At 40.2% G+C, this 11483-nt stretch carries 11 protein-coding genes; all 11 read right to left on the bottom strand.

Annotated elements, in window-relative coordinates:
* Window positions 1-11: 11 nt before the first annotated feature.
* On the bottom strand, window positions 12-1604 hold the full coding sequence (gene fliF / locus NST73_RS08200) for a flagellar basal-body MS-ring/collar protein FliF (protein WP_017359091.1): 1593 nt from the start codon (window positions 1602-1604) through the stop codon (window positions 12-14).
* 50 nt (window positions 1605-1654) lie between these two features.
* The gene (fliE, locus tag NST73_RS08195; RefSeq protein WP_007499609.1) at window positions 1655-1972 is read right to left on the bottom strand and encodes a flagellar hook-basal body complex protein FliE; all 318 of its coding nucleotides are present in this window, start codon (window positions 1970-1972) and stop codon (window positions 1655-1657) included.
* Between the two features lie 11 nt (window positions 1973-1983).
* On the bottom strand, window positions 1984-2436 hold the full coding sequence (gene flgC, locus NST73_RS08190) for a flagellar basal body rod protein FlgC (RefSeq protein WP_007499610.1): 453 nt from the start codon (window positions 2434-2436) through the stop codon (window positions 1984-1986).
* Window positions 2436-2825 (bottom strand): flagellar basal body rod protein FlgB, encoded by a 390-nt coding sequence (gene flgB, locus NST73_RS08185; RefSeq protein ID WP_186365886.1) that lies wholly within the window; start codon window positions 2823-2825, stop codon window positions 2436-2438. The genes flgC and flgB overlap by 1 nt, the downstream gene beginning before the upstream one ends.
* 289 nt (window positions 2826-3114) lie before the next feature.
* Window positions 3115-3894, bottom strand: coding sequence for a GTP-sensing pleiotropic transcriptional regulator CodY (gene codY / locus NST73_RS08180; RefSeq protein WP_144678823.1), 780 nt, complete (start codon window positions 3892-3894; stop codon window positions 3115-3117).
* Window positions 3895-3928: 34 nt separating this feature from the next.
* Entirely contained in the window at window positions 3929-5329 is a 1401-nt protein-coding gene (hslU, locus tag NST73_RS08175; protein ID WP_008344818.1) for an HslU--HslV peptidase ATPase subunit, read from the bottom strand.
* 16 nt (window positions 5330-5345) lie between these two features.
* Window positions 5346-5891, bottom strand: coding sequence for an ATP-dependent protease subunit HslV (gene hslV, locus NST73_RS08170; protein ID WP_007499614.1), 546 nt, complete (start codon window positions 5889-5891; stop codon window positions 5346-5348).
* 14 nt (window positions 5892-5905) lie between these two features.
* Entirely contained in the window at window positions 5906-6823 is a 918-nt protein-coding gene (gene xerC / locus NST73_RS08165; RefSeq protein WP_039166693.1) for a tyrosine recombinase XerC, read from the bottom strand.
* Window positions 6824-6885: 62 nt separating this feature from the next.
* Entirely contained in the window at window positions 6886-8190 is a 1305-nt protein-coding gene (trmFO, locus tag NST73_RS08160) for an FADH(2)-oxidizing methylenetetrahydrofolate--tRNA-(uracil(54)-C(5))-methyltransferase TrmFO (RefSeq protein WP_007499618.1), read from the bottom strand.
* 70 nt (window positions 8191-8260) lie between these two features.
* Entirely contained in the window at window positions 8261-10336 is a 2076-nt protein-coding gene (gene topA, locus NST73_RS08155) for a type I DNA topoisomerase (protein ID WP_008344821.1), read from the bottom strand.
* A gap of 194 nt (window positions 10337-10530) precedes the next feature.
* Window positions 10531-11433: a DNA-processing protein DprA gene (dprA, locus tag NST73_RS08150; RefSeq protein ID WP_041090524.1), complete on the bottom strand. Its 903-nt coding sequence runs from the start codon at window positions 11431-11433 to the stop codon at window positions 10531-10533.
* Window positions 11434-11483 lie beyond the last annotated feature (50 nt).

Here is an 11483-nt window from a genome sequence, read left to right as displayed (position 1 = left end):
GTGTATTCCTCCTAATCCTCGGACAGCCAGCTGCGTAGCAATTTAGCAAAGTCTTCTGGTTTATCTTTTGCCATTTTTTCAAGCTGATTTTTTCTCACCATTTCTTCTGTTTCTGGCTCAGTATCGATATCAGGAACATGAATTGGTGTACGTTCATCAAACTCAAACTCTTCTTCCTCTTCTTTTCTTCGCTTACGTACGAGAAGAATGATGAGAGCGATAATGGCGAGTAGTAGCACACCGCCAACAATATAAACCCAAATCGGAATATTGTTTGAAGGGTTTTCTGCTGCCGTTTGCTGTTTACCGTCTAATTTTGATACAGATAAAACGATTTTGTTATCTAAGTCAGCTTGAGTGAGCGCTTGACCGTTTGTGTATTCTTTATCAATCGATGTACTGATGATGGTTGAAAGAATTTTTTTGATATCATCCTGCCTTTCAGCAGTTAATGAATTCGGATCGTTTGCAGTAGGCGGTTCAACCAGTGCCTGAATGCCAACGTCTCTGATTTTATAAGGACTTTCTTTGATATCTTTATGAATGCGGTTGACTTCATAATTGATACGATCTTCGCTCTTTTCGTAATCTCCGCTTCCGTTCGTTCCATCGGCGCCTTGATAATTTGTGACATCATCGTCACCTGTTCCAGCGGTGCCTCCAGCTGCTGCGCCATTGCCTGAATAAGTTTCAGCAATCTTTTCAGCGCTGACAGCAATTCCTTGCATGTTTTCTTGATCAACTGGTTCGACAAGATCTTCTTTTCTTTTTTCTTCAGTAAAATCAATGTCTGTAGTGACCGATACGGCAACTTTCTCTTGACCCATCATCGTTCCAAGCAGCTGTTGAATTTTTCGTTGAAGATTCTTTTCAATCTCCTCTTTTTTCTGCTGCTGTGCATCCATTCCACTTGCATAGGAATCTGAGCTGCTGTTTAAGTCATAGTAGTTGGAATCTTGGTCCATAATGACAATGTTTTCTGTTTTTAAATTCGGCACACTTTTTGAAATAAGATGATAAAGGCCTTTTACTTGTTGCTGAGTAAGCGTGTAGCCTGGTTGAACTTGCAGCACAATTGATGCTGATGCATTACTTTGCTCTTCTCCAACAAAAACGGAATCTTTTGGCAGGTTAATCATAACCTTTGAATCTTTAATCCCATCAATCGTGTTGATCAGATTGGATAGTTCTGTCTGAGTTGCGTCTACTTTCAGAACATCAAATTCATTATCTGTTAAACCGAAGCCGGAATTGTTCGCAAAGAAGGAGTAATCAATATTCCCTGTTTTAGGAAGTCCTTCTGATGCAAGTGTTACTTTTAAAGTGTCTGCTTGCTTTTCTGGAACTAAAATCGTCGTTCCGTTATTTGCAAGTTCCGATTTAACGTTTTTGCCATCCAGTTCCTGTTTGATTTGCCCTGCTTCTGCCTCAGACAAATCTCTAAACAACGGAACCATTTTTTCAGAAGAAGCAAAGATGCTAACAACCGTAATAATGATTGCTAGGGCAGCTACGCCGCCAATCATGAGTATTTTTTGTAATTTTGATCGATTTCGCCAAAACTCAACTGTTTTTGTTCTTAATTGCATTAAAGTACGATTCATCTTAACCCCCGGTCATTCCATTCAGTCTATTTTTTGTCCACCAGCACCTCCTACATCTGCATTCTCATAATCTCTTGGTACGCTTCGACTGCTTTATTCCGAAACTCGGTTGCAGCTGTGAGTGTCACACTCGCTTTTTGTGAAGCAATCATGACTTCATCGAGATTGACATCTTTCCCTTGTGCGAGAGCATTCGTATACTGGTCTGATTTCAGCTGTGATTGATTTAATGCCTCAATGGAATTCTTCAGCACATCAGAGAAATTCGTTTGACTTTTAGGTGCAGCCGCCTGCACAGACGATGCATTCGTCAATTCACTTGCTTGCTGAGCGGTTTGAAGCTGGAAAGGAGATATTGCGTTAACCAATTCTTTTCACCTTACTTTCCTATTTCTAAAGCTTTCATCAGCATGCTTTTATTCGCATTCAGCGCAGTCACGTTTGCTTCATATGATCTTGAGCTGCTGATGAGATCAACCATTTCCTTTAATGGATCAACGTTTGGTGTTTGAACATATCCATTTTCATTGGCATCGGGATTTGTAGGATCATATTGAAGGTTGAATGGAGTTTCGTCTTCAGTAATTTTTGTTACTTTGACGCCGTTTCCTAATTTGCCGCTCGAATTCATGCTTGAGTTCAATATAGATGAAAATGATTCACCTGACGGCTGTAATGTGACGAGCTTGCGTCTATAAGGCTCCCACTTGCCATCAACCTGTTTAGCTCTTGTTGTATCCATATTCGCAAGGTTAGAGGATACAACGTCCATTCTGAGCCTCTGTGCTGTTAATGCTGAGGCCGAAGCGTTCACGCCTGAAAAAATCGACATCACTTACCTCCTGTCAAAACTGTTTTAAGAGAATTGAACTTTCCGCTCATTCTTTCAACCAACGCATTATACTGAATTTGGTTTTTAGCGAGTTCACTCATCTCTTGATCAATATCGACATTATTTCCGTTTTCTTGATAAGAAGTACGGTTACTCGAAACAACTGAATAATTAGACCCTGTTTTAGAAAAATCAATGTGACCTTGGTATGTTTTTTTAGCATCTAATTTGATTGACGCATCATTTAGCATGTCGTGGAATGCAACTTTTTTAGACTTGTAGTTCGGTGTGTCTATATTCGCGATATTATCGCTTATGACTTTTTGCTTAACATTCGCTCTGCCCAAGGCATTCTCAAGGTTGCTTATCGTTCCAGAAAATATATCCAAAACCATATACCTCCAATCATATGTATTTCATTCCATTTAATCATGTCGAGATTTGTAAAACCATATGTTCATTGTAAGAAATAATAGGATTAAAGTCTATGATGTAATTGTAAAAAAAACTCGTAATATATATCTATTTTACGAATAGGTATAAAGGCCTAGATTCAAAGCACTACAGAATTGTAAGGGGTTTCTTGGGAAAAAGAGTGTCATTTTTCGGACAAATCCTCTTTTTTCATACAAAAAACCCCTTTTCAACATTTATTTCGGCCGAAAAGGGGTTTTCTGATTAGTGAGATTTTAAATTTTCAAGTTCAATTAAAAATTTATTGTTTAATACTTTGATGTATGTTCCCTTCATTCCAAGAGAACGTGATTCAATAACGCCTGCACTTTCTAACTTACGCAGTGCGTTTACGATCACTGAACGAGTGATTCCTACACGGTCTGCAATCTTACTTGCCACTAGAAGCCCTTCGTTGCCATCAAGTTCTTCAAAGATGTGTTCAATGGCTTCAAGCTCACTATATGAAAGAGAACTAATCGCCATTTGGACAACTGCTTTACTTCTTGCTTCTTCTTCGATTTCCTCTGACTTCTCACGAAGGATCTCCATTCCAACAACTGTTGCACCGTATTCAGCAAGAATTAAATCATCATCTGTGAATGTATCTTGCAAACGAGAAAGGATTAACGTCCCTAAGCGATCTCCGCCTCCGATGATTGGTACAATCGTTGTCAAACCTGATTGGAATAAATCACGGTTCTCAATCGGGAAAGCTGTATACTCACTGTTGATGTCAAGATTTGAAGATGTTTCAGGGATGTTGAATAGACTCTTTGTATATTCTTCAGGGAACTGACGATCTTCCAACATTTTTTTCATACGTGCATTTTCAATCTGCTGGTTAATGGAGTAGCCAAGAAGTTTCCCTCTTCTGCTTAAAACGAAAATGTTTGAATCAATGACATCTCTCAATGTTTCTGCCATTTCTTTGAAATTAACCGGCTTCCCCGCTGCATCTTGCAGCATCGAGTTAATAATCCTTGTTTTTTGTAGTAACGCCATAATAATGATCCTCCTAGATTACTTTATTCATTTGTTAAAGTATAAATTGACTTAAGTCTTTATTATTTGCAATCTTTCCTAGCTTCTCTTCTACATACTGAGGGGTAATGGTCACTGTTTCCATCGTAATATCAGGCGCCTCAAATGAGAGCTCTTCTAGCAGCTTCTCAAGTATGGTGTGAAGCCTTCTTGCACCGATGTTATCCGTCTCCTGATTGACGTGATAAGCCACTTCGGCAATCTTATGAATAGCATCGTCAGAAAATTCAAGAGATATACCTTCTGTTTCAAGTAGAGCCTTATATTGCTTTAATAACGCGTTATCTGGTTCCGTTAAGATTTTCACAAAGTCTTCTATACTTAATTTATCTAATTCTACACGGATTGGGAAGCGTCCTTGAAGCTCTGGAATCAAATCCGAGGGTTTCGCCATATGAAAAGCGCCTGCTGCTACAAATAGAACATGATCTGTTTTCACAGCCCCATACTTCGTCATCACAGTGGAACCTTCTACAATCGGTAAAATATCACGTTGAACCCCTTCACGAGAAACATCTGCAGACGATGCACCACCGCTTTTGGCAATTTTATCGATCTCATCGATAAAGATTATTCCTTGCTGCTCTGCTTTTTGCACGGCTTCCTGACCGACTTCATCCATATCAATCAGTTTTGAAGCTTCCTCAGCAGTTAACGCTTTTCTCGCTTCTCTGACGGTCAGCTTTCTGCGTTTTTTCTTTTTAGGCATGAGATTGCTAAGCGCATCCTGCATGTTCATACCCATTTGCTCCATACCCGAGCCTTGAAGCATATCAAACATGGAAGGCTGCTGCTCTTCAACTTCAATCGTGACGTAATGGTCTTCAAGTTCACCCATCGCCAGCTGGTGCGCAATGCGTTTTCTCGTCGACTCAAGCTCTACTTCTTCACTTGAGTGATCTCGATCACTTTCATCAGCATCAGAACCACCAAACAGCATCTCAAAAGGATTTTTCACAGACTGACTTTTTTTCTTTCCAGGAACAAGTAGATGAACAAGCCGTTTGTTTGCTTGTTTTTCCGCTTCTTCTTGAACATCCTTCATTTTTTCTTCTTTGACTAGTCTGATTGCTGTTTCCACTAAATCTCTGACCATTGATTCTACGTCACGTCCAACATATCCAACTTCAGTAAACTTCGTCGCTTCCACTTTAATGAAAGGTGCACCAGAAATCCTTGCAATTCTGCGGGCAATTTCTGTTTTCCCCACACCTGTCGGACCAATCATTAAGATGTTTTTAGGAACGACTTCATCCTTTAGCTTATCATGTAAAAGACTTCTTCTGTAACGGTTTCTTAAAGCCACCGCCACTGCTTTTTTCGCATCAAGCTGACCAATAATGTACTGATCGAGCTTTTCAACTATCTCTCTTGGGGTGAACGGCTTTTTCTCCATACGTCTCATGTCCTTTCTATTCAAGCTCTTCTAAAGTGATTTGATCGTTCGTGTAGACACAGATTTCTCCGGCCGTTTCAAGAGCCGCCTTTGCAATCTCTCGAGCTGAGAGATGGTCACCTGCATGTTTTTTGAGTGCTCTCCCGGCGCTAAGCGCGTAGTTACCGCCTGACCCGATAGCCAAAATGCCATCGTCTGGCTCGATGACCTCTCCTGTTCCAGATACGAGCAGGATGCTTTCTTTATTCATGACGATCAGCATGGCCTCAAGCTGTCTGAGCATCTTGTCACTTCGCCATTCTTTCGCCAGTTCTACAGCTGCTCGTTTTAGGTTACCACCGTATTCTTCAAGCTTCGTTTCAAACTTCTCAAAGAGTGTAAATGCATCTGCAACTGAACCAGCAAAACCTGCGAGTACTTTGCCTCCGAAAAGACGGCGCACTTTTTTTGCTGTGTGTTTCATAACGACAGCCTGCCCAAAAGTGACTTGACCGTCTCCAGCCATCGCACTTTTTCCTTTATGTTGAACGGCAAAGATTGTGGTTGCATGAAATGATGACATGAAAAAACCTCCTTTTAGGATCGTTTAAAAGCCCTTGGGTGATGAGACATGTACGTTTTTCTTAAAGAATCTTTTGATACATGTGTGTACACCTGTGTTGATGATAAATTTGAGTGACCGAGAAGTTCTTGAACACTTCTTAAATCCGCTCCCTCGTTTAAAAGATGCGTAGCAAAGGTGTGCCTTAACATGTGAGGATGGATATGTAATGTGCCAGACGCCTTTTTCATTAATTCAGTTAGAATGAATCGAACGCCTCTGTCTGTAAGAGGAGCTCCGCGCTGATTCAAAAACACATGTGAATCAGCACGATCCTTTCCCTTCACTTTCAGCTTCTGCCTTCCATCCTCTAAATATGTGGAGAGCGCTTCATGTGCATAAGAGCCGAAAGGTACATACCGTTGTTTGCTGCCTTTCCCATGAACAAGCACTGTATCCATCGATAAATCAAGATCAGATTCTTTTAATGAACATAACTCACTGACCCTCATACCTGTTGCATAAAGAAGTTCTAAAATGGCTTGATTTCTTTGACCAAGCGGTGTATTTACATCAGAAACTGTAAATAGCTCTTTTAGCTCCTCTTCATACAAAAATGAAGGAATTCGCTTATCCTGCTTTGGTAAGCTAACGAGTAAAAAAGGATTTTCTTTCACAAGCTGTTCTCTTAATAAAAATTTATAAAAGCTGCGAAGTGCAGAGACTTTCTTACTAATCGTTCTTCTTGTAAGGCCTTTTTCATAAGCTTCTGTTAAATAAATTCTCGTATCTTGATAGGATACCTCTTCAAAACCGTCTATTCCTTGAATGTTCATAAATCTGACAAACTCTTCAATCGCCTCAGTATAACCCGAGATCGTTAAAGCTGAATAGTTCTTTTCAATCTGCAAATATTCAATGAATAAGTGGACAAGACGCTGTTTCTCTGTCATTTTTACACCTCTTTAAGGCTTTTAAATGGTATCACATATCTTGCTTCCCGTGCAATGTTTTACTACAGAGATTTCGAAATAGTTTGAATAGTTTCGATTGCGCGTTTAGCGTACTCTGCATAGCGCTCTTGTTTGTTTTTAATTCGAACGCCAAGATCTTTCAGCAAGCCAAAGTTTGCATTCATCGGCTGGAAGCTTTTCTTGTTTGTTGATGTGATGTAGTAAGCCATACTGCCAATCGCTGTTTCTTCTGGAAGTGTCACAAGCTCTTCTCCTTTAACAAAACGAGCTGCGTTGATTCCAGCCACTAGTCCTGAAGCCGCGGACTCAACATATCCTTCAACACCAGTCATTTGTCCGGCAAAGAATAAGTCGTCTCTATTTTTAAATTGATACGTCGGTTTTAGAAGGCTTGGCGAGTTAATAAATGTATTACGGTGCATCACACCATAGCGAACAATCTCTGCCTCTTCAAGACCTGGGATCAAACGGAATACTTCCTTTTGATCGCCCCATTTTAGATGTGTTTGGAACCCAACAATATTATATAAAGTACCTGCTGCATCATCCTGTCTTAATTGAACAACAGCGTAAGGTCTTTTTCCTGTTTTTGGATCTTCAAGTCCAACTGGTTTCATCGGGCCAAACAACATGGTTTTTTTCCCTCTTTTGGCCATGACTTCAATGGGCATACAGCCTTCGAAGAAGATTTCTTTTTCGAACTCTTTTAACGGCACAGTTTCAGCAGAAATGAGCGCCTCATAAAAACGATCGAATTCTTCTTCTGTCATCGGACAGTTTAAATAAGCCGCTTCCCCTTTATCATAACGTGATTTCAAGTACACTTTATCCATATCGATGCTGTCTTTCTCGAGGATCGGCGCTGCTGCATCGTAGAAATATAAATACTCTTCACCTGTTAAGGATTTTAATTCTTTTGAAAGTGCTTCTGATGTTAGAGGACCCGTTGCGATAATCGTCGGACCTTCTGGAATGCTTTGCACTTCTTCTTGAAAGACCGTCACATTCGGGTGATTTTTCACGCGGTCTGTGACGTTAGCTGCAAATTCATGACGATCTACTGCAAGCGCTCCACCAGCAGGAACCGAGCTTTCATCTGCTGCTGCGATGATTGCTGAGTCTAAATGACGCATTTCTTCCTTTAGTACACCTACTGCGTTTGTTAAAGCGTTCGCACGCAATGAGTTACTGCATACGAGCTCCGCAAATTTATCAGTGTGGTGAGCTGGTGTTTGTTTAACAGGTCTCATTTCATACAGATGAACTTTAATTCCGCGCTTGGCAATTTGCCATGCCGCTTCACTTCCTGCTAAACCTGCTCCGATCACATTTACAAATTGACTCATTGTACAACTCTCCTATTTCGTAAGTTCTATTTGATGACATAAAAAAGCAGGTGAACAAGGTTGCTCACCGCTATTTTTGTTGTTCCTCTTTATAATCACAGTTAACACATTGAACTTGAATGCCTTTTTTCAGCTTTTTCTCTACAAGCATATTTTCGCATTTTGGACACTTTCTTTCAATTGGTTTGTCCCAAGAGACGAATTCACACTCTGGAAAACGATCGCAACCGTAAAAAATGCGGCGCTTCTTAGATTTCCGTTCAACGATATTTCCTTCATGACAAGTTGGGCATTTGACACCAATATCTTTGACAATTGGTTTTGTGTTACGGCAGTCAGGGAAATTAGAGCATGCCATGAACTTACCGTATCTCCCCATTTTGTACACCATTGGATGACCACACTCTTCGCAATCAACTCCGGCGTATTCAGGCTCGATCTCAACTTCCTGCATCTCTGCTTCTGCTTTTTCTACCCGTTTTGCAAAATCTTGATAGAAACTGTCGATAATGCGTACCCATTCAATCGTACCTTCTTCAACGCTATCAAGTTCTTTTTCCATTTTCGCAGTAAATTCTACGTTAATGATTTCAGGGAAGAATTCAATAATTAAGTTGAGCACAATCTCTCCAAGCTCTGTTGGAATAAACCGTTTGTTATCAAGTGCCACGTAGCCGCGCTTTTGAATGGTATCTAATGTTGGTGCATACGTCGATGGGCGGCCGATACCTAGCTCTTCAAGGGTTTTGACAAGTCTAGCCTCAGTGTAGCGTGGAGGCGGCTGCGTAAAGTGCTGCTCTGGTTCAATATCTTTTGAAAGAACGGTATCTCCCTCTTTCAGATCAGGAAGCATTTTGTCCTTTTCTTCTAACTGGTCGTCCTTCCCTTCAACATATACTTTCATAAATCCAGGGAATTTCACCTTACTTCCATTTGCACGGAAAGTAAGCCCGTTATTTTCAAGATCCACACTCATTGTATCAAGAACAGCTGGTGCCATTTGGCTTGCCACAAAACGTTCCCAAATCAATTTATAAAGACGAAGCTGATCTCTGCTTAGCACGTGTTTGACATCTGCTGGTTTTCTTAGCGTAGAAGTCGGACGGATGGCTTCGTGAGCATCCTGTGCATTTTCGTTCTTTTTGGCAGTACGTTTTGTTGTATTCAAGAAATTCTTGCCATACGTTTGATCAATGAAAGCAGATACTTCTTCAATTGCCGTATTGGAAATACGTGTCGAGTCCGTTCTCATATATGTAATGAGACCTACTGTACCTTCTTTACCAAGATCAATTCCTTCATATAATTGCTGTGCAATCATCATCGTTTTCTTCGCACGGAAGTTTAGTTTTCTCGCTGCCTCTTGTTGTAAGGTAGATGTTGTAAACGGAACAGCTGGGTTGCGTTTACGTTCTTTTTTCGTCACTTTTTCAACAGAAAACTTGCTTCCTTTTAATTTCGAAAGGATTTCTTTTACATCTTCTTTTGTTTTTAGCGGATGTTTTTTGCCATTTACGCCAAAGAAACTCGCTTCAAAGCTTTCTTTCCCTTTTAGGAAGGTACCATCAATTGTCCAGTATTCTTCTGGTTTGAATTCATTAATTTCATTCTCGCGGTCAATAATCAGGCGGAGTGCAACTGATTGAACACGACCGGCGCTTAAGCCCTTTTTGACTTTCTTCCATAAAATTGGGCTGATTTTATATCCAACGAGACGATCTAAGATTCGTCTTGCCTGCTGCGCATCAACCAAGTCCATATCGATCATACGTGGATGTTTAAAGGAATCTTTAATTGCATCTTTTGTAATCTCGTTAAAGACAACGCGGCAATCTGAAGAGAGGTCAAGGTCAAGGCTGTGGGCTAAATGCCAAGCAATCGCTTCTCCCTCTCTGTCGGGGTCAGCTGCGAGATATACTTTTTTTGCTTTCTTCGCTGCTGTTTTTAATTCTTTTAAGACTGGACCTTTTCCTCGAATCGTAATATATCTCGGTTCGAAGTCATGCTCAGTGTCAACACCAAGCTGACTTTTCGGTAAATCCCTTACGTGCCCCATTGAAGCCTTTACTTTATACTTTTTTCCTAAATAACGCTCAATCGTTTTCGCCTTTGCTGGCGACTCAACGATGACTAAATAATCAGCCATACTCAAAATCCCCCTTAAGAGGTGTTCTCTCTTTATCCATTTCACAAATTTATATTTATGTTAATTGCACCTATTTAACAGGCAATCGTTAAAAATTCTTTATGATGAACATCATTATAAACACGAAAAACAAAGTGTAAACTTAAATCCTCACTATTATTAAATATTCCGATGTCTTTTGTCAAACGATATTTTTATGGGAGTTCAGTATATTGAACACCACTCAAGGAGAATTCCTCTAAAATATCCTTCGTTGAATGAACAAGCTTGGCACCTTGCTGAATCAGTCTAGCTGGACCTATAGAATTAGAATCAAAGATCGATCCTGCAACAGCAAACACTTCTTTTCCTTGCTCTAATGCCTGGTAGGCTGTAATAAGCGAACCGCTCTTTTCTTTGCACTGGACCACGATGGTTCCTCTTGTCAGGGCACTAATTAATCGGTTTCTCATTGGAAAATGCCATTTTTCTGGTTTGATATAAGGCGGATGCTCTGACAACAGTAAATGATGTTCTCCCATATATTGAGCCATTTGCACATGTTCTTTTGGATATACATGTTGAAAGCCGCCAGCTACAACACCAATCGTTTTTCCTTTTTTTCTTATGCACTCTTTGTGTGCAAGTCCATCAATTCCTTTTGCTAAACCACTCACAATCATCCAATCTTCCTCTACAAGTTCTCCAACAATTTTCTTCACGCACGCTTCTCCGTAAGAGGATGGCACTCGTGTACCTACTACACCTAAACTTTTTTCTTCATTTAAATAGGTAACGTTTCCTTTTAGGAATAATACTGGGGGAGGATCATAAATGTGTTTTAGTGAGCTGGGATATAAAGGTGATGTGATGGGAATCATGTGAATATTTTGCTTTAAATAGGCTTGAACGATGTGTTGAAAAATGGGGAATTCATTTTCTTCAGCTTGTTGTAAGCGGGTAAAGTCGATCTTTTGTAATGATCGATCCTGTTTGAAATGATGTGTTTCTTCATTTATATATAGCTCAGGATCGACTTTCCACCATTTTGTTAACAAAGAGGGTGAGATGAGGCCTTTTAAGCGGTGAAAAATCATTCTTTCGGACACGTTGTACATACCATTCCTCCAGTTTAAGATAGAAAGAAGAAGACTTGTCAAAGAACAAG

The sequence above is a fragment of the Bacillus sp. FSL W7-1034 genome (assembly GCF_038593365.1).
Lineage (GTDB): Bacteria > Bacillota > Bacilli > Bacillales > Bacillaceae > Bacillus > Bacillus altitudinis.
This window is presented reverse-complemented; position numbering and strand designations above follow the sequence as displayed.